This window comes from Streptomyces sp. NPDC043427 (genome assembly GCF_056436655.1).
Genome location: NZ_JBWKCC010000003.1, coordinates 99,124 through 117,386 on the forward strand (window position 1 = coordinate 99,124; position 18,263 = coordinate 117,386).

Consider the following 18,263-nt stretch of genomic DNA (forward strand, 5'->3'; position numbering starts at 1 on the left):
TCGTCCGCCCTTTGAGGGCACCCGAGCCGTGCGTCATCGCTGCGCTGAGGCGCGTCTTTCCGTGCGGTGGTCGTAGTACGCCCACGCAGTCACCGCCACTACGGCCGCGATCCCGACCGCCAGGATCCGCACGGCGCCACTGGTCAGGAAGGCGACCAGACCGGTGAGCCCCGCTCCGCACAGCATGATCACGCGGCTGACGAAGCGGTTCTCGGGCGGCTGGGGATCCTCCCGGTCCTTGAGGTCGTGCAGGGCGTCACGAGCCGGATGCGCGGAACCGCGCCGGGCGCGGGCGCGGTATGTCAGCCCGTAGCTGATCAGCGTGTACAGCGCGACGGCGCCCAGGACCCAGAGCCAGACATAGGGGTCGTCACTCGATCCTCGTGCCAGGTACACGACACCTCTTCTCAAGGGGCGGGCTTCACCGGTGAGCAGAACTCAACTGCTGCTGCCGCCATGCCGGTCGATGCCGACATCGGCATCGGCATCGGCGGGGCGGAAGCATGCCGTCACCGTCTTGCCGTGCCGCTGGCACCTCATCCCCCACTCATCGGCGAGCTTCCGCACGATTGCCACTCCGCGGCCGGAGACGTCCCCCGGCTCCGGTTCGCGCTGGCGCGGCAGCGTCGGGTCCTCGTCGTGCACGCTCACATGAAGGCAGTCGCCGTCCCACGCGAGGACCAGGTGCGCGTCACTGTGGGCGTGGATGTGCGCATTGGTGATCAGCTCCGACACCGCCAGCACGATGGTGTCCACCTTGTCCGGCTCGGCAGCGGCCCAGGGCAGGGACTTGAGACGCCTGCGTGTCCACTCCCGCCCGGCGCGCACTCCCTCGGACATGGGGAACGAGTGCGCCCACCCCATCGCCTTCACCGCCACCGCCCGGACCTCCTCTCCTCCGTCCACACAAAAGCACGTGCATGCACCGTGTACCCCGCACCCGCCTCAACAGACACGAGGACACCCCTCCAGGGCAGCCATCGACACCTCGGAATGGGACGGGGCCGACGTAGCGGGCCAGTTCGTCGATGCCGGTGGCCCGGAGCTGCGGCGCCCCGCACAGCGCCCGCCGGGCATCAGGGGTGGGTGTCGGCGGAACCAGCCGTGACGAACGCCGTGCCGTCATGGCGGCTCAGGGTGTGAACTCCTCGTCCAGACGGTCGATCGCCCCATCGGCGCCCAGGTGGTACTTGAACACCAGTCCGCTGTTCGGGTGGGCTTCCAGCCAGTCGAGGAACTCCTGGACACCGATGTGCTGGTTGTCGGTGCTCTCCACAATGGGGTTGGTGACGGTGACATACGCCGCCTGGTCCATGGGAATGTAAGTCTCCTTGCCCACCGTCTCGAAGGGCGCGCCGTCGGAGTCCGCAGGGGCGCAGCCCCAGTTGCCGTGCTTGACGATGAGACTCAGGGAGCCCCCTTCGGGGGTGTAGCGGTAGACCGCCACCTCATCGGGCGAGATGGGCATCTTGTGGTCGCACCCGTCGTCGCCGTCCGTGCCGCCGGAGGCGGCCGGCTCGGCCGGCGCCGGTGCCGGAGCCGACGGGGAGGAGACGGGCTGAGGGTCCGCGGAAGACGACGATCCGCCGCTGCCCGTGCCCGTCGTGGGCTTGCCCGCGGGCTTCGCACCGACGGTCGGGGAACCGGTCCCCGCACCGCTGCCGCCCGGCTTTGCCGTCGAGGTCCCGTCTCCGTTGCAGGCCGTGAGCACCACCGCGAGGAGGGCAACGGAGGCGCTGATCACGGTCGTACGGAGAACGGTGCCGGGTCTGTGCCGGCCGGACTTCGTAGAGATCGCCATGGTGATCCTTTCAGCGTGTGGCAATGGCAGTGACTGTCGCAGGCACAAACGATTTCCAGCCAATCGGCGGTTGCCGCGGTCACCGCGTCGTTGCCGGGTCGTGACACAGGCACAAGCCGCCCTCCTCCGCACGAAGTCGGCGGAGCGCGTACCTGTGCGTCCTCAGCCCGGACGGGTCGTTGGTTGATCACCACGTTGGGGGGTGAGTCGGCTACAACTCCTGGGCACGGTGAAGAGTCTTGTGGAGTGACGGTGCAGCCGTAACGAGGGGGTCTCCGCGTGGTATCCATGAGTTCATCCACCCGTTGGGCCGTGCCGTTGGTGGCGGGCCTGCTCGCGCTGGGCGCGGTACCGGCGGACCTGTCCGGCAGCGCGCAGGCCGCGCCCCGGGTGCCCGTCCGCGACGACTTCAACGGCGACGGGTACGCCGACCTCGCCGTCGGCGCCCCGGGAGCCACCGTCGGCGGGCAGAGCAGGGCGGGCTACGTGGCGGTGACGTACGGCGGACCGCACGGGCTCTCCAGCAGCCGACGGACCGTCATCAGCCGTGCCACGGGCGGCATTCCGGGCAGCCCGGTCAAGGGCCAGGGCTTCGGCACTCAGATCTCCAAGGGCGACGTGAACGGGGACGGGTACGCGGACCTGGTCGTCGGGGTCGCGACCCGGACGGGTGACGCGGTCGTGGTGTGGGGCGGGCCGCGGGGCCTGTCCGGCGGCGGTCTGTCCATCCCCGCCTCGCTCACGGTGACCGGCGACTTCGACGGCGACGGCCGGCTCGACCTCGCCCTGTTCCGCACCGGCGACTCACCGGGCGACGACCCGCTCGGCACCACCGCCACGGTGTGGACCGGCCCCGTCGGCCGCTCCGGCACCCCCGCCCGTACCAGCGCCCTGGACCCCGCCCACCTCCAGTACGTCGACGTCAAGGACGGCACCACCGGGGACGTGAACGGCGACGGCCGGGACGAGCTCGCGCTCAACACGTACTGCGGGGACGGCAACTACTGCACGGACTTCTACACCGGCTCCGCCTCGGGCCTGAAGTACCGCCGCGACACCATCCCCAGCGGTGACGGCGGCGTCGCCCTGGGCGACCTGAACGGCGACGGCCACGACGACGTGGCCGTCGGCTTCGCCAACGACTCGACGGTCACGGTGGCCTACGGCTCGGCGTCCGGGGTCCGTCCCCGCAGCACGTGGAAGTCGTACACCCAGGACACGCCGGGTGTGCCCGGAGCGACCGAGACCAACGACGGCTTCGGTGCGGCCCTGTCCGCCGGCGACGTCACCGGCGACGGCATCGACGAGCTCGCGGTCGGCGTCCCCGGCAAGGAGCTCGGCTACGACGACCGAGCGGGCGCTGTCGTCGTCCTGTGCGGCAGCCGGGCCGGGCTGACGGGCCGGGGCGCCCAGGCCTTCACCCAGGACACGGCCGGCGTACCGGGCACGGCCGAGCCCGGCGACGCCTTCGGCGCGCAGGTCGCATTCCTCGACATCAACGGCAACGGGTACGCCGACCTGGCCACGGCGGCTACGGGCGAGGACGGCGGAAATGGAGCGGTCTGGATACTGCGCGGCCGGCCGACGGGCATCGTGACGGATGCGGCGACCGTCATCGGGCCGAAGTCGATCGGCGCGCCGTACGCGAAGGCAGCGTTCGGCCGGGAGCTGGGATAACGGCGGCCGGATCGGCGCCCGGCTCCCGCGCGCTGCTCCCACAGCGCCGCCGTCCAGCTGATGCGGGAAGTGTTCCGGTCTCACGATTCCGATGATGGTGACATGGGAAGAGAGCCGGCCGAACGATGGCCGCGCAGAGCCCTGTCCAGAAACGGTGACTCGGCACGGTGAACCGGCGGTAATCCGGGCGCGGTGGGGTAATGGGACGTCGATCAGCCCCCGTGGACAAGGAGCCGATGATGACCGACGACGCCTACCTGTTCCTGCTTGAGGACGCGTCTGCGCCGCTCGGTGTGGTCCCCGCCGCCGTCGGTGATCTGGCGTGCATGGAGACTCCCGCGGTACTCGCGTGGCTGGACGCCCACGGAACCCCGCAGAACTCCCCGCACCTGCGCCTGCTGCCACCGGAGGAGACAGCGAACATGCCCGAGGGAGTGGAACGGCTGCCCGTCCCACTCAGCGACGAGGAACTGAGCCGGATCCGCCACCGGATGGCACCCGAGCCGCTCGCTCGGGTCGAGGAGGAGCTGCTCGCCTACCGTGACTGCGCGGACGGCAGGGACGGCCTGATCGGACGCTCACTGGCCGCCGGCGTGCCACCGCACCGCATCGTCGAACTGACCGGAGTGGATCCCGCGACGGTGACTGCCGCGGCGGGCGGCTGACGACGCGGCGGCCTCAGCTCCGTCCGGCCTCACGCACCCGGTACGGGCCTGGCTGTATACGGCGGATCTGCTGAGTGACCTGGTCGGCGAGCTACCAGCCCAGCAGTGCCTCGCCGAGAGCCAGGCCGGTGGCCGCGAGCCACTCCTCCTGCACGTCCCGGTTCCTGGTCCCGATGGAGAGGTAGACACCGTGAATGCCCTGGGCCGGTTCGGCGCACTGGGAGGTCCAGACACTGTTGAGGCACAGCTGGACACCGCACAGCTTGCTGGAGGGCAGTCCGCGCAGCCCGGCGTACCAGCGCACGTCGAAGGACAGCGGGCCGACGTCCGCAACCAGGGCGTCGATGTCGGCTTCCCCGCAGCTGTGCAGGGGGGAGAGCTCGAGTGGCAGGCAGGCATCCCGCAAGGGTTGCAGGCACATCTCCGCCGGAAGCGGCCACAGCCCCGCGAGTTCGGGTGTCAGCTCCACCTGGACCTCGAACGGACTCTCGCCGCGGGGCACGCCCAGCGCGTGCAGCCGCGTCCAGAAGTCCTCCAGGCCCGTCTCCGGAAACCGACGACCGGCATGTGTCATGAACCAGCCCTCGCGAAAGAACGTGATCGCGTGAGCGTATTGCTCCGCCGTGACGACCGGGCCGATCTCGGGGATTTCCGGGTCGTCCACCCAGTCGGCGAACTCTCGCAGGAGCTCGCGTGCGCGACGCAGGGCGCTCTCCGCGTCCGGCAGCGGTTCCAGGACCTCGTACAGCAACGACATTCCCACCGGCGACCTCCGCGGGCAGCCTGACGCCGGTGCCGCCGGCTTCCACGTTGGGACTGCCGCAGGTGGCCTCGAGACTGACGGAGAACCTCTGACTCAGGTCACTGGTTCCGAGCGCCTGCGGGCCAGTCGACGGCACAGTGGTGTCGTCCCCGCAAGCACGAGGGTGGTTCGCCGCTCCTGCCGACACCCACCAGCACCAGCTGCGTCGTCCCCGTTCCCGCAGGCGGAGTTCTGCTGGTGATGCGCGGGAGGCGCGGAGACGCGCTCCGGCCTGTCCCTGCGACCACTGAGTCGCCGCTGTCTTCCTCGGTCCGGCGCGAGGGGTTGCGTGGTCACCCGGTCGATGTGCGACGCTCGCCACGGCCGGTGGCGCACCGCTCCGGCCGACGCGGGTTCTTACGAGAGGCGGCGGCATGCGCATCGGACTGCTCGGCACCGGGCCCTGGGCCCAGATGGCCCACGCACCCGCCCTGAGCGGGCACGACGGACTCGACTTCGCCGGAGTGTGGGGTCGTCGCCCGGAGGCCGCCAAAGAGCTGGCCGCGGCGCACGGTGTGCGTGCCTACGACGACGTCGACGCGCTCCTCGGCGACGTGGAGGCCGTGGCCATGGCGCTGCCGCCCGCCGTCCAGGCCGAGCTCGCGGTGCGGGCCGCGCGGGTGGGCTGCCATCTGCTGCTGGACAAGCCCCTCGCGGCGACGGTCGAGGAGGGGCGGACGGTGGTCGAGGCGGCGCGGGAGGCCGGGGTCGCCTCGGTGGTGTTCTTCACGACCCGCTTCCAGCGCGAGACGGAGGAGTGGATCGACGAACAGGCTCGGGTCGGCGGCTGGTTCACGGCGCGGGCACAGTGGCTGGGCTCGGTGTTCACCAGTGACAGCCCGTTCGCGGACTCGCCGTGGCGGCGGGAGAAGGGTGCGCTGTGGGACGTGGGCCCGCACGCCCTGTCCGTACTGCTGCCGGTCCTCGGTGACGCCCGGCGGGTGGCGGCCGCCGCGCACGGCCCCGGGGACACCGCCCACCTGGTCATCGAGCACGCCGAGGGTGCCACGAGCTCTCTCACGCTGAGCCTGACCGCCCCGCCGGCCGCGGCGGGCGCCGCCGTGGAACTGCGCGGCGAGGCCGGAGTGACACTCCTGCCGGAGAGTTCGGACGGTGTCGTCCCCGCCCTCCACCGCGCCGCGGACGCCCTGTTGACCGCCGCCGACACCGGCCGCGCTCACCCCGCCGACGCCGCGTTCGGCCTGAGGGTCACCGAGATCCTCGCCTCGGCCGAGACACTGCTGGCCACGGACGTGGGCTGAGCCGAGGGATCCGAGCGAGGCCTGTGCCCAGCGCAGCGCCCCGACGAGTACGACCACACCAGCCGGACCGACGTCGCGCTGCTGCGCGCGGCTGTCACCCGGGACGGGCCCGGCTCCCCCGCGGCGGACCTGGCGGACAGCCTGCTGACTGCCAGCTCGTGCTCGAGCCGGACCAGGGCCGGTCGCTGCTCCTGTTCACCGCGACGCCGGGTACGAAGAGCCACGGGAAACTCGCCCTACTCACCGTGCTGGGCACCGACCATGTCGCCGCAGACACCCGGTGACTACCGATCCACGCCGCGTGGCGCGGGATGGCCCGCCCAGCGCTTCAGCGTGGCGGTCGCGTACGCGCGGTCGGCCGCGGTGAGTGCGTCGAAGGTGACGTGGTGGTGGGCGTCCGGGGCCCACAGGGTGCGGGAGTCTCGGCCGCCGGGGTGGAAGGGTTCGGCGACGGCGGGGTCCTGGGCGCCGTTGAGGAAGAGCAAGCGGTCGCCGTGGCGGCGGACCCAGCGGTCGATGTCGGGCATGACGGTGGCGTCGAAGCGCATCGGGATGTCGCGCGGGACGAAACTGCGCGGCTGGGCGGCGTCGGGGTGGCGCAGGAGGCCGGCCAGGTGGTGGGTGGGGGCGTCCCAGTAACCGAGTTCGGTGCCGAGTTGGTAGAAGTACGGGACGTAGTGCCGGGCGACGGCGTCGGCGTAGACGGGCAGCAGGGCGGTGGCGTCCAGCCACGCGCACAGCGCGTCCGTGGAGGCGTCGGGGCCGGGAATGGCGGCGGCGTCCTTCCCGTCGCCGTTCTGCCAGAACATGAACGGGGCGCGCAGGACGGCGACTTCGAGGGCCTTGTCGGCGCCGCCGACGATGCGGAAGGTGTCGCCCTGGGAGGCCGCCCACGCCTCGTAGCGGGCGACCAGGTCCGCGCGGCGCAGCAGGGCCTCGCGCTGTGCCCGCTCCAGCGCGGCACGGGTCTCGGGGGTGCCGACGCGTGCGAGGAAACGGGAGTAGGCGCAGTCCTCGCGGTCGTCGACGTTGTTGGGCGCGGAGTAGGCCACCGTGCCGTCCACGTCGTGCGGGTGGAAGCGACGGTGGTAGACGGTCGCCATGCCGCCCTTGCTGCCGCCGGTGGAGATCCACGCGCCCGGGTACAGCGTGCGGAAGAGCCGGACGACGCGGTGGTGGTCGTCGGCGGCCTGCCGGACGGTGAGGTGGGTGTAGTCGGCCGTCGGTGGGCGTGAGTCGCCGAAGTAGCGGTGCTCGACCTGGAGTTGGTTGCCGCCCAGCAGGACGGTGGCTTCGGTGCGCCGGGGTGTGAGCACCGCTTCGTATCCCGTGGTGAACAGGACGGTCGGGCGGTCGGTGCCCGAGTGGAGCAGGGTGAGGCGCTGCTCGAAGGTTCCGGCCGTGCGGTCGGCGTGGTCGATCGGCTGGCGCAGACCGAGGACGAAGAAGCGGTATCCGGGCTCCGCGCCGGGCCGTTCCTCGATCACCCGCAGCCCGGGCAGCGCCCGCAGGGCGTTCATGATGTCGTCGTCCCCGGGACGGTCACGCTCGGCTGCGTGCGCCGGAGCCGTGACGGCCAGGCCGGCCGCCCCCGTGGCCGTCGTCAGGAGCACGCGTCGTCTGGTCCAGGTGCGCATGGTGGGTCAACCTCCCCGTACGGTGACCGGTCTGCGTCGTATGCCGCCGGCCGTACGTCCAGTACAGCCGCCGGGCGCCCTCGGAAGATCCCGCGCGCGGGGGGAGCCCCTCCCCCGTGAGGGGGAGAGACACCCGGGTGTCCCCGGCAGCACCGGCGGAGGAGGCAGACGGCACTCGGGCGAGTTGCGAAAGACGCCCTAGTCGTCCGTCTCGTCGTCCTCGAACGGCTCGTCGCTCCACCGGAACCAGGCCCGGTCCCCCTTGATGTGCAGGAGGAACTCGGGGACGGGTCCGTCCGGTGAGGACAGGGAGACATGGCGCTGGATCTCGCCGTAGGCCGCCTCCCACTCCTCCACGTGGTCGTCGACGTCGTCCAGCAGGGCGAGTTCACGGGCGAACAGCGCCTCGACGGTGTCGTACGCCGGGCCGGGGACGAATCTGCCCGACAACCACGGGAAGTCGGCGTCGTCGATCAGGATCTCCCCGACCCGCCGCTCACCGCTGGACACGCGCCAGACCTGCCCCGCGAACGCCATACGGCCTCCGTCCTCCGCCGCCGATCACGCCTGCGCCAGCATGTCACCCGGCACTGACAACGCCTTCGTCCGTTCGGGCCGCGGCCCGCCGCAGCGCGAAGTGGACGCGTTCGCGTACGACGGGGTGGCCGGCCCGCGCGAAGTGCGCGGCCATGGGGAAGTTGCCCTGGTCCGTCGCCCCGGCGATGAACTCCGCTCCCCGTTCGACGAGGAAGTGGGTGCACTCGGTCAGCAGGTCGTAGGCGTAGCCGTGCCCGCGCTGCTCCGGCACGACGCCGATGAAGCCGATGCACGGGCCCGACGGATTGTGCGCCGGGATGTGGATGCCCACGAACTCGCCCTGCGGGGTGTGCGCCACCTGCCACCACGCGCGCGGCGAGGGGCACCAGTGGAAGAAGTCGAGCTCTTCCTGGGCGGCCCGGTCGAGGCCGCCGTCCTTCTTGGCCCGCTGGGAGTGGATGTCGAGGGTGACGGAGTGGATGCGGCGCAGTGCGTCGAAGAAGACCGCGTCGTCGGGTTCCGGGCGGAAGACCAGGCGGCCGGGCCGTTCGGGGAGGCCGCAGTCGGGTGTCCAGCGGTAGATGAAGCGTTCGACCAGGAGTTCGTACCCGGCGGCCCGGGCGGCGGCGAAGCGTGCCTCGGCCGCGGCGCGCAGCTCCGGGACGTCACGCCAGCCGCTGGGCAGGCTGACTTCGACGTCGACCTGCCACGGTGCGGTGCGCAGGAGCTCGGCCCCCGCCTCCTCCTCGCCCTCCGCCACGTCGAACCAGGCGACGTGCATGGGTTCAGTGTCGTCGGGGCCGCCCCACCAGGCGGCGCGGGCGACCACGCGGTCGTCGCGCAGGGCCACGCGCTTCCAGTCGGGGCGGAAGCGGGCCAGCCGGTGCGCCTCACGGGCGCCCAGCGGGTCGGCGTGGTCGTCGAAGAGATGAACATCGCGCTCGTCGAGCGCGCGGATGACCAGATCGGTCATGGATCTTTCCTCCGGGATGCGTGCTGCGTGGAGCGCTCCCGGTCAGGTCAGACCACATCACGCCGGGCAACGGAGAGGGAGCGCTGGGATGCTGTGAGCTGCATGGCACTCGCCTCCTTCCGTCGGTCTCAGGGCGTGCGGTCACACCGTACGGAGACCATGGCCCGGGCGTCCACCGGTTTTCTGGAAGCGCCCCGCATGCGGGAGCCCGGGCGGAGGAGGAGCGTGGACGGTGTGGGAAGGATGCGCGTCCTGTCGGCCGACCGGGAACGGGAACGGCGGAGCTGGCTGCGGGGTGCGCCGCCGCCGCGTTGGGTGCGGGTGCTCCCGGTCGCGCTGGCCGTGGGGGTGTGCGTGGCCACCCTGGTCAGCCATGACCCGCTGGACATCGGCTTCCTGCTGGGAGCCATCCCTCCGCTGGCCGTTCTGTCGTACGGTCCCGTGGCGACCGCCCTCCTGGGTGCCGGTGTGATCGTGATGCTCGACGTCCCGGCGTTCCAGCTGGACCGGCCGGGCAGCACCGACCTGCTGACGGTGTCGTTCGTGGCCGTGCTGAGCGTGTTCGTGTCGTTCGTGCGCAGCCGGCGGGACGTGCAGTTGGCCACCGAGCGCACCGTCGCCGAGGCCGCGCAGCGGGCGGTGGCGCCGCCGGTGCCCGAGTGCGTGGGGCCACTGCGGTGCGCCGGGCTGTACAAGGCGGCGCAGCGCGGGACGCTCGTGGGCGGTGACTTCTTCGACGTGCGCGAGGGGCCGTACGGCGTGCGGGCCGTCATGGGGGACGTACAGGGGCACGGACTGTCGGCGGTGGCGACGGTGGCCTCGCTCCTCGGGGCGTTCCGGGAGGCGGTGCTGGACCTGCCGGACCTGGAGGCGGTCGCGGGCCGGCTCGACCGGCGGCTGGTGGTGGACTCGGCGCGGGTGCGCCACGCCGAGCTGTTCGCGACGGCCGTCCTGCTGGAGTTCTCCCCGGACGCGGGCGCGGTGCGGATGGTGGTGTGCGGGCATCCGCCGCCGCTGCTGCTGCGCGCCGGCACGGTCGAGGAGATCGAGGTGACGGCGTGGCCGCCGCTGGGTCTGGGCCTGCCCGACATCACTCCGTACGGCGGGCTGAGCGTACCGTTGCGGGCCGGTGACCGGCTGTTCCTGGCCTCCGACGGGGTGTGGGAGGCCAGGAACACCGCCGGGGTCTTCTATCCGCTCCTGGACCGGCTGGCGGGGCTCGCCGACGGTGACCCGGGCGCGACGGCCGACCGTGTCTGGGCCGACCTGCGGGAGTACAGCGAGGAGATCCGCGACGATGTCACGGTGCTCGTCCTCGCGCCGACGCCTGCGCGTCGCTGACGGCGGGCCCGTCGTCGTCCCCCTCGGCGTCGATGTGCGGAAGGATCCGGTCCAGCCATCGGGGCGTCCACCAGGCATGCGTTCCCAGCAGCGTCATCACGGCCGGCACCATGAGCAGGCGTACGACGGTGGCGTCGATGATGACGCTGACGGCGAGGCCGAGCCCGAGCATCTTGACGACGATGTTGTCGCTGATGATGAAGGCCGCGAAGACGCTCATCATGATCAGGGCGGCGCAGGTGATGACGCGGGCCGTGATCTCCAGGGCGTGGGCGACCGACGCCTTGGCGTCGCCGGTGCGCAGCCAGGCCTCGTGGACGCGGGAGAGCAGGAAGATCTCGTAGTCCATGCTCAGGCCGAAGATGATCGCGAACATCATCATCGGCACATAGCTCTCGATGGGCACCTTGCCGTTGACGCCCAGCGCGGGGCCGCCCCAGCCCCACTGGAAGACGGCCACGACGACGCCGTACGAGGCCGCGATCGACAGGACGTTGAGGACGGCGGCCTTCACGGCGACGAGCAGGCCGCGGAAGACGGCGAGGATGATCAGGAAGGCCAGGGCGACGACGACACCGATGATCAGGGGCAGCCGGCCCGCGACGATGTTGCGGAAGTCGACCTGGGCGGCGGTGGTACCGGTGACGTATCCCTTGGCGTCGGTGCCGGAGACCGCGTCGGGGAGGGTGTCGTCGACGAGTCGGTTCGTGAGGTCGGTGGTGACGGCGTTCTGCGGGGACTTGGTCGAGTAGACGGTGGCGATCAGGATGTCCCCGTCCTCGGTCGGCGTCAGCGGGGTGACCTCGGCGGCGTTCTGCGCGGAGTTCAGGGTCTGCTGGGCTTTCGAGGCGAGGGCGGATCGCTGGTCGGACGGCACGTTCGTCTGGTCGATGACGACGGTGAGCGGCCCGTTGGAGCCGGGGCCGAAGGCGTCGGTCATCAGGTCGTAGGCCCGCCGGTCGGTGAAGGACGTGGGGTCGGCGCCGTCGCCGATGTGCCCGAGCTGGATGGAGAAGAGGGGGATGGCGAGGATCGCCACGGTGACGACGCCCGCCGACAGGTAGCGCCACGGGTGGTGTTCGACGCGCTGCGCGTAGCGGTGCCAGGTGCCCTGGGGGATCTCGCCGCCGGCCTCCGTCTCGGCGACGGGGCGGCGCACGTGGTAGCGGTCGACATGTCTGCCGATGAGCCCCAGCAGGGCGGGGACCAGGGTGAGGGCCCCGGTGACGGCGGAGACCACGGTGACGGCCGCGGCGAGGCCGAGGTTGCCGATGAAGCTCACCCCGGACGTGTACAGGCCGGCCAGCGCGATGATCACCGTGGTGCCGGAGACGAGCACGGCGCGTCCGCTGGTGGCGGTGGCCTGCCCCGCGGCCCGCACCGGGTCGGCGCCGTCCATCAGGCCCTGCCGGTGACGGGTGAGCAGGAAGAGGGAGTAGTCGATACCGACGCCGAGGCCGATCATGGTGGCGAGGGTCGGCGAGACGGTGGCGAAGGTGAACGCGGCGGCGAGCAGCCCGAGGCAGGCGAGACCGGCGACGACGCTGATCAGCGCGGTCAGCAGGGGCAGTCCGGCCGCGATCACGCTGCCGAAGCCGACCAGCAGCACGATGATGGCCACGCCGAAGCCGATCAGCTCGCTGACCCGGTCGTCCGCCGCGGGCCGGGCGAGTTCGCCGAGCGGCCCTCCGTACTCGATGTCGGCCCCGGCCGCGCGCAGCGGCTGGACGGCCTGGTCGACGCCGTCGAGGTAGCCGGAGCCGAGGGTGGAGGGCTGCACGTCGAAGCGGACGGTGATGTAACCGGTCTTGCCGTCGCTGGAGACCGGGCCGACCTTCGACGGGGCCTGGGAGAGCGGGTTCTGCGCCGACAGCACATGGGGCAGTTTCTGGAGGTCGCCGACCGTCGTGGACATCTGGGAGCTCAGCGAGGACAGCGGCTTGTCGGCGTCGTTCATCACGATCTGGCTGCCGTAGCCCCCGGCCTGCGGATCGTGCTGTTCCAGCACGTCGAGGCCCTTCGTGGACTGCACGTCGGACAGCTGGAAGTTGTCGGCGTAGTTGCCGCCGTAGGTGCGGTCGAGGACCTGGAGGGCGACCAGGGCGACGAGCCAGGCGATGATCACGACGAGGAAGTGGTGGGCGCACCACTCGCCGAGCCGCCGCAGACGCCCTTTGGCGGGCTTGTCCGCTCCCCCTGTGCTGACGCGGATACGTGCCATTGGCCTCGGCCTTCTCTGCCGGGCCGGGCGCCCGACCTCCCCATTACACGTCGACCTGATCTTCTCGGCATCTCGGGTTCCGCGCGTCCGGGGGCCTCGCGGAGGTTACTCAACGGCCGGGGAAGGTACTCCTGCGAGTGACGGAGCGAACGGCTCCGGGGGCGGGGCCGCCCGCCCTCCGGATGCACGGCGCGCTGCCGCGATGAATGGTGTTAGTGGGCCCGATGGCAGTACCGGGCCGATTCAGCCCTCCGACCCGAGGAGCGGAGATCATGCCGACGTCACAGCCCGACGCGTCCCAGCCCTCCCAGGACCGCGCCACCCCGGACAAACTGCTCCACACCCGGACCGGCACCGAGGTGTCGCCGGAGGACGTGGTCCTCGCCACCGGCCGGGACATCACCCCGCGCAACCTCGAGTGGGCCCGCCGCAAGCTGGCCGAGGAGGGAACTGCCGTCATCGAGAAACTGCTGCCCTAGGAGTGCTCGTCGTGTATCCGGACGGCGGGCGGGGGCGACCGCCGGTCCGGATCACAACTGTTCTATGCCATCCGTGAGTTGACGGCTGCCTTCGCGAAGCCATTGTTCACCGCTCCGCTCTTTCGGAGAGCGCCCGCGCCCTGTCAGACTCCGGAGGGTGCCCGACTTCGACATGCTCGTCCTCGGATCCGGCCCCGGGGGTCAGAAGGCCGCCATCGCCGCGGCCAAGCTCGGCCGCCGGGTCGCCGTCGTCGACCGCCCCGACATGGTCGGCGGGGTCTCCCTCCACACCGGCACCATCCCCTCCAAGACGCTGCGTGAGGCGGTGCTCTACCTCACCGGTCTCAGCCAGCGCGATCTGTACGGGCAGAGCTACCGGCTGAAGGAGGACATCACCGTCGCCGACCTGACCGCCCGCACCCGGCACGTCGTCGGCCGGGAGATCGACGTCATCCGCAGCCAGCTCTCCCGCAACCACGTCGCCCTGTTCGCGGGCACCGGCCGCTTCGTCGACGCCCACACCGTGGCCCTGCGCGAGGACGGTGGCGATGAGCGGCTGATCACGGCCGAGCACATCGTCATCGCGACCGGGACCCGGCCGGCCCGGCCGGACAGCGTGGAGTTCGACGGGCGGACGATCCTGGACTCGGACAACGTCCTCACGGTCGAGCGGGTGCCGCGCTCCATGGTCATCGTTGGTGCCGGTGTGATCGGCATGGAGTACGCCAGCATGTTCGCCGCCCTCGGCAGCAAAGTGACGGTGGTGGAGAAGCGGGCCGGGATGCTCGACATGTGCGACGTGGAGATCGTCGAGTCGCTCAAGTACCACCTGCGGGATCTGGCGGTCACCTTCCGGTTCGGGGAGACCGTCGCCGCGGTGGAGCGGCATCCGCGGGGCGCGCTCACGGTGCTGGAGAGCGGCAAGAAGATCCCCGCGGACGCGGTGATGTACTCGGCGGGACGGCAGGGGCTCACCGACGAACTCGACCTGCACCGGGCGGGCCTGGCCGCGGACCCGCGCGGGCGGATCGCGGTCGACGAGTACTACCGGACCCAGGTGCCGCACATCTACGCCGTCGGGGACGTCATCGGTTTCCCGGCGCTGGCGGCGACGTCGATGGAGCAGGGGCGGGCGGCGGCGTACCACGCCTGTGGTGAGCCGGTCGGCCGGATGCACAACCTCCAGCCGATCGGCATCTACACCATTCCCGAGATCAGCTTCGTGGGACGGACCGAGGACCGGCTCACCGAGGACCGCGTGCCGTTCGAGGTGGGGATCGCCCGCTACCGGGAGCTCGCCCGGGGACAGATCATCGGGGACTCGCACGGCATGCTCAAGCTGCTGGTCTCCCCCGAGGACCGCACGCTGCTCGGTGTGCACTGCTTCGGTGCGGGGGCCACCGAGCTGATCCACATCGGCCAGTCGGTGATGGGATGCGGCGGTACGGTCGACTATCTGGTCGACGCGGTGTTCAACTACCCGACGCTCGCGGAGTCCTACAAGGTCGCCGCCCTGGACGCCACCAACAAGCTGCGCCAGCTCGACCACATCGGGGACTGACCGGCCGCGTACTCAGACCTCTTCCGCATCGGGATCGTCGGGGACGACGTGCACGGCAGCCTCCTCGGCGCCCGCGGCTCCGGCGTCGATGCCCACGTCGTCGGCGACCTCCTCCTTGGTCGTGTCGCCGCGCAGCCCCTCGTCCGGGGCGACAAGACGACCGGCCCGCTCGCGGCCCGCCTCGGAGTCGACAGGCTCGCCGTCGCCACCCGCGAGGTCGCCGACGCCGTCGCCGGGCGGCGGGGCAACATCGGGCTGCTCCCTGGCCAGGCGCTGGTCGAGGCTCTCGCCATCGTGCTGTTCGGCGGCCGTGGTGCCGTACTCGGCGACGCCGAGCGGCTTCTCCGGCGGGGAGTAGCCCTCGTCGAGGGTGTCGTCGTAGGTACGCTCGTCGACGGCGTCCTGAAGGTCGAGAGGCGCCGCGTCCTCCTGCTCCTCGTTGGTTCCCGTGGGCTGGTAGGCGTCGTCCGCCATCGTCGGCTCGCTGCCCATGACTGCCTCCTCTCTCTGCGGTGTCCGGTCTCGGGTTTCCCTTCGGACGCGCTCCAACCACATGCGTTGCTGTCTCGATCCACACGCTCGCCGCGTCGGCCCTGACCCCGGTCTTGCTCCGACAGCGGTCGTCTTACGCCAGTGCGTTCACGGCCGCGGCGAAGACACCTGGTAGACACGCGGCGGTGGGCATGATGAGCGGCGCGAGCGCGGACTGCTGCCGGGCCCTCACCAGGAGCTCGGTCAGAAGCCGGTGGCGGCGGGTCGCACGGTTCCAGTCGGTCTCGTAACGACCCGGCGTACCGCGCCGCACGTTGTTGACCAGGGCTTCGGCGCCGGTGAGGGCGAGGGAGATCCCCTCGCCGGTCAGCGCGTCGACATATCCGGCCGCGTCACCGACGAGCAGCACCCGTCCGTGGAAGCGGGTGCGGGCCCGCTGGCGCAGTGGTCCCGCGCCGCGCACCGCGGTTGCGGCAGCCTGGCGGGGCAGACGGGTAGCCAGCTCCGGGAGGGTCGCCAGTTGGGTGTCGAAGGGGGCCCGCCAGGAGGTCAGCAGTGCCACGCCGACGAGTGAGGGGCCGAGCGGGGTGATGTACGCCTCCCCGTGCCGTCCCCAGTGCACCTCGACGTAGGACGACCACGGAGGCACCGCGTAGTGACGGCGCAGTCCGTATCTGGGCTCCCTGCTGGATTTCACCTCCAGGCCGAGTGAACGGCGCACCGGTGAGTGCAGGCCGTCCGCGGCGACCAGCCACCGGGCACGAAGACCGGTGCCGGGCACGGTCACGCCAGTGGCGTCCTGTCGTACCTCCCCCACCCGCAGGGGCAGTACGGGCACCCCCGCCTCGATGACGGCCCGGTGCAGGGCGCCGTGCAGATCGGTGCGGCGCGCGCCGAGACCGGGACCGTCCCAGAACGCCGCCTGGACCCGGCGGGCTCCCTGGACGTAGCGAATACCGGTGATCGGCTGCCCCTGGATGCCCAGCCCGAGTGCGGTGAGGGCCCGGACGGCACCGGGCATCAGGCCCTCGCCGCACGCCTTGTCGACCGGTGCCCGGCGTGGCTCCGCCACGACGACGTCGAAGCCGGCGCGCGCGGCGTACAGAGCGGTCGCCAGGCCGGCGGGGCCGCCACCGGCGATCACCAGGTCATGTGTGCTGCTCATGCGGGTACGGCCCGGGCCAGAGCCGCGTTCTCGCAGCGGATGCGGACGGTGAGCAGCGCCGCGTTGGCCGCTGTGAACACCGCTGCGGTCAGCCACGCGCAGTGCACCAGCGGCAGGGCGGCGATTTCCACCACCACGGCCACGTAGTTGGGGTGGCGCAGGTACCGGTAGGGCCCGGCACCGACCAGACGTGCCCCGGGGACGACGATGACCCGGGTGTTCCAGTACGGCCCGAGCGTCGTGACGCACCACCAGCGCAGGGCCTGGGCGAGCGCCACGAGGGCGAGCATGGGCCAGCCCAGGGCAGGCAGGAAAGGCCGGTCGTCCAGGGCGGGTTCGAGGAGGCAGCACACGAGCAGGAGTGTGTGCAGGACCACCATGGCCGGGTAGTGACCGCGCCCGTGCTCGACACCGGCGCGGGCGAGGGTCCAGGACGCGTTGCGCCGGGCCACGACCAGTTCGGCGACGCGTTCGGCGGCGACGGCCAGGAGGAGGAGTGCGTACCAGGTCACGAGGTCACTCACCAGCGCAGCAGGACGAGTTCGGAGCAGAAGCCGGGGCCCATCGCCATCAGCAGGCCCCAGCTGCCGGGCTCGGGCGGGGTGGATTGCCGGGCGGTCTGCAGGATGTGCAGCACGGAGACGGAGGACATGTTCCCCACCGCCGCCAGTGAGCTCCACGCGGTGTCCAGGGCGTGGGCGGGAAGGCCGAGGGTGTCGGTGACGGCGGACAGCACCTTGGGGCCTCCCGGATGGCAGAGCCATGTGCTGATGTCCTCGGTGGTGAGGCCGTGGTCGGCCAGGAACGCGCGCAGGTGCCGACCGAAGTGACGGCGTACGATTCCGGGGATGCCGGCGCCGATCACGACGCGGAACCCGCTGGCTCCGATGCTCCATCCGAGGAGTTGTTCCGTGTCCGGGTACAGGTGGCTGCGCGTGGCGACCACCACGGGGCCCGTGGCGTCGGGTCCGGCGGTGACGCCGGTGCGGGCGACGAGCGCCGCCGCACCGTCACCGAACAGGGCCCCTGCCACGAGATTGGCCTGGGAGGCGTCGCGCTGCTGGAGGGTCAGTGAGCACAGTTCGACGGCCAGCAGCATGGCGGTCTCGCCGGGGTGCCCGCGCAGGTAGTCGTGCAGACGGGCCAGACCGGCCGCGCCCCCCACACAGCCCAGGCCGAACACCGGAACCCTCTTCACGTCGGGCCGCAGGCCCACGCGCCGCGCCAGCCGGGCATCGAGCGACGGGGCGGCGATGCCGGTGATGGAGGTGCACACCAAAAGGTCGACATCGGCCGGTCGGAGTCCCGCTTCCTTCAGCGCGCCGGTGACGGCCTCGGCGCCCAGCTCGAGTCCGACCGCCATCCAGGCGTCGTTGGCCTGCCCGAAGTCGCCGAGACCGGCGTACCGTTCGATCGGCAGGGCGAGATGACGGGCGCGCACACCTGCGGACGCGTGCAGATGCCGCAGCACGGCGCGGTCGGCCCCCGGAGGCAGGCACAGATCACCGATCGGCTCGGTGAGATCGTCCTGTGCGTAACGGTGCGGTGGCAGCGCGATGCGCACTGCCGCGATCGTGGCTCCCGTGGGGGGTGCGGCCGTCCGGCACGGCGTGACGGGTGGGGCATGGGCGTCGTCGACGGTCATGGGGA

Annotated in this window: 19 protein-coding genes; 7 read left to right on the top strand and 12 right to left on the bottom strand. The window is 71.6% G+C overall.

What is annotated here, in order from left to right; all coding sequences use genetic code 11:
• Nucleotides 1–33 precede the first annotated feature (33 nt).
• The 3 genes from AC067M_RS07745 to AC067M_RS07755 form a co-directional block, all read right to left on the bottom strand.
• Complete coding sequence (locus AC067M_RS07745; RefSeq protein ID WP_478696090.1) at nucleotides 34–396, bottom strand: hypothetical protein; 363 nt, start codon at nucleotides 394–396, stop codon at nucleotides 34–36.
• 42 nt (nucleotides 397–438) lie between these two features.
• On the bottom strand, nucleotides 439–879 hold the full coding sequence (locus AC067M_RS07750) for an ATP-binding protein (RefSeq protein ID WP_478696091.1): 441 nt from the start codon (nucleotides 877–879) through the stop codon (nucleotides 439–441).
• Between the two features lie 253 nt (nucleotides 880–1,132).
• The gene (locus AC067M_RS07755) at nucleotides 1,133–1,801 is read right to left on the bottom strand and encodes a hypothetical protein (RefSeq protein ID WP_478696092.1); all 669 of its coding nucleotides are present in this window, start codon (nucleotides 1,799–1,801) and stop codon (nucleotides 1,133–1,135) included.
• A gap of 288 nt (nucleotides 1,802–2,089) precedes the next feature.
• Here AC067M_RS07755 and AC067M_RS07760 point away from each other — a divergent pair, with 288 nt between their 5' ends.
• Both AC067M_RS07760 and AC067M_RS07765 read left to right on the top strand, forming a co-directional pair.
• The gene (locus tag AC067M_RS07760; protein WP_478696093.1) at nucleotides 2,090–3,478 is read left to right on the top strand and encodes a VCBS repeat-containing protein; all 1,389 of its coding nucleotides are present in this window, start codon (nucleotides 2,090–2,092) and stop codon (nucleotides 3,476–3,478) included.
• Between the two features lie 239 nt (nucleotides 3,479–3,717).
• Nucleotides 3,718–4,143: a DUF6003 family protein gene (locus tag AC067M_RS07765; RefSeq protein ID WP_478696094.1), complete on the top strand. Its 426-nt coding sequence runs from the start codon at nucleotides 3,718–3,720 to the stop codon at nucleotides 4,141–4,143.
• A 91-nt stretch (nucleotides 4,144–4,234) separates the two neighbouring features.
• On the opposite strand, the gene AC067M_RS07770 is transcribed toward AC067M_RS07765, so the two are convergent.
• Nucleotides 4,235–4,900: a hypothetical protein gene (locus AC067M_RS07770; protein ID WP_478696095.1), complete on the bottom strand. Its 666-nt coding sequence runs from the start codon at nucleotides 4,898–4,900 to the stop codon at nucleotides 4,235–4,237.
• 419 nt (nucleotides 4,901–5,319) lie between these two features.
• Here AC067M_RS07770 and AC067M_RS07775 point away from each other — a divergent pair, with 419 nt between their 5' ends.
• The gene (locus tag AC067M_RS07775; RefSeq protein ID WP_478696096.1) at nucleotides 5,320–6,207 is read left to right on the top strand and encodes a Gfo/Idh/MocA family protein; all 888 of its coding nucleotides are present in this window, start codon (nucleotides 5,320–5,322) and stop codon (nucleotides 6,205–6,207) included.
• 158 nt (nucleotides 6,208–6,365) lie between these two features.
• A complete protein-coding gene (locus AC067M_RS07780) occupies nucleotides 6,366–6,491 on the top strand; it encodes a hypothetical protein (RefSeq protein ID WP_478696097.1) in 126 nt (41 codons plus the stop codon).
• Here the strand turns inward: AC067M_RS07780 and AC067M_RS07785 are convergent, their stop codons facing one another.
• The 3 genes from AC067M_RS07785 to AC067M_RS07795 all read right to left on the bottom strand — a co-directional run bounded on the left by AC067M_RS07785 (nucleotide 6,492) and on the right by AC067M_RS07795 (nucleotide 9,354).
• Nucleotides 6,492–7,844, bottom strand: coding sequence for a S28 family serine protease (locus AC067M_RS07785; protein WP_478696098.1), 1,353 nt, complete (start codon nucleotides 7,842–7,844; stop codon nucleotides 6,492–6,494). It lies immediately after the preceding gene.
• Nucleotides 7,845–8,042: 198 nt separating this feature from the next.
• On the bottom strand, nucleotides 8,043–8,381 hold the full coding sequence (locus AC067M_RS07790) for a hypothetical protein (RefSeq protein ID WP_478696099.1): 339 nt from the start codon (nucleotides 8,379–8,381) through the stop codon (nucleotides 8,043–8,045).
• Between the two features lie 43 nt (nucleotides 8,382–8,424).
• Nucleotides 8,425–9,354, bottom strand: coding sequence for a GNAT family N-acetyltransferase (locus AC067M_RS07795; protein WP_478696100.1), 930 nt, complete (start codon nucleotides 9,352–9,354; stop codon nucleotides 8,425–8,427).
• Between the two features lie 243 nt (nucleotides 9,355–9,597).
• Between AC067M_RS07795 and AC067M_RS07800 the strand changes: the two genes are divergently transcribed.
• Nucleotides 9,598–10,695, top strand: a complete 1,098-nt coding sequence (locus tag AC067M_RS07800) for a PP2C family protein-serine/threonine phosphatase (protein ID WP_478696425.1) — start codon at nucleotides 9,598–9,600, stop codon at nucleotides 10,693–10,695.
• On the opposite strand, the gene AC067M_RS07805 is transcribed toward AC067M_RS07800, so the two are convergent.
• Nucleotides 10,655–12,916, bottom strand: a complete 2,262-nt coding sequence (locus AC067M_RS07805; protein WP_478696101.1) for an MMPL family transporter — start codon at nucleotides 12,914–12,916, stop codon at nucleotides 10,655–10,657. The two genes, AC067M_RS07800 and AC067M_RS07805, sit on opposite strands and share 41 nt — an antisense overlap.
• A 272-nt stretch (nucleotides 12,917–13,188) precedes the next feature.
• Here AC067M_RS07805 and AC067M_RS07810 point away from each other — a divergent pair, with 272 nt between their 5' ends.
• Complete coding sequence (locus tag AC067M_RS07810) at nucleotides 13,189–13,395, top strand: hypothetical protein (protein WP_478696102.1); 207 nt, start codon at nucleotides 13,189–13,191, stop codon at nucleotides 13,393–13,395.
• Nucleotides 13,396–13,552: 157 nt separating this feature from the next.
• On the top strand, nucleotides 13,553–14,956 hold the full coding sequence (sthA, locus tag AC067M_RS07815; RefSeq protein WP_478696103.1) for a Si-specific NAD(P)(+) transhydrogenase: 1,404 nt from the start codon (nucleotides 13,553–13,555) through the stop codon (nucleotides 14,954–14,956).
• A gap of 12 nt (nucleotides 14,957–14,968) precedes the next feature.
• Here sthA and AC067M_RS07820 read toward each other — a convergent pair whose 3' ends face one another.
• From AC067M_RS07820 to AC067M_RS07835, 4 genes are all read right to left on the bottom strand, one after another.
• Nucleotides 14,969–15,448 (bottom strand): DUF5709 domain-containing protein, encoded by a 480-nt coding sequence (locus AC067M_RS07820; protein ID WP_478696104.1) that lies wholly within the window; start codon nucleotides 15,446–15,448, stop codon nucleotides 14,969–14,971.
• A 133-nt stretch (nucleotides 15,449–15,581) separates the two neighbouring features.
• Entirely contained in the window at nucleotides 15,582–16,613 is a 1,032-nt protein-coding gene (locus AC067M_RS07825) for an NAD(P)/FAD-dependent oxidoreductase (RefSeq protein WP_478696105.1), read from the bottom strand.
• Nucleotides 16,610–17,125 (bottom strand): isoprenylcysteine carboxyl methyltransferase family protein, encoded by a 516-nt coding sequence (locus tag AC067M_RS07830; RefSeq protein WP_478696426.1) that lies wholly within the window; start codon nucleotides 17,123–17,125, stop codon nucleotides 16,610–16,612. Before AC067M_RS07830 ends, AC067M_RS07825 begins: the two co-directional genes overlap by 4 nt.
• A gap of 8 nt (nucleotides 17,126–17,133) precedes the next feature.
• A complete protein-coding gene (locus AC067M_RS07835; protein ID WP_478696106.1) occupies nucleotides 17,134–18,258 on the bottom strand; it encodes a type III polyketide synthase in 1,125 nt (374 codons plus the stop codon).
• Nucleotides 18,259–18,263: the final 5 nt, after the last annotated feature.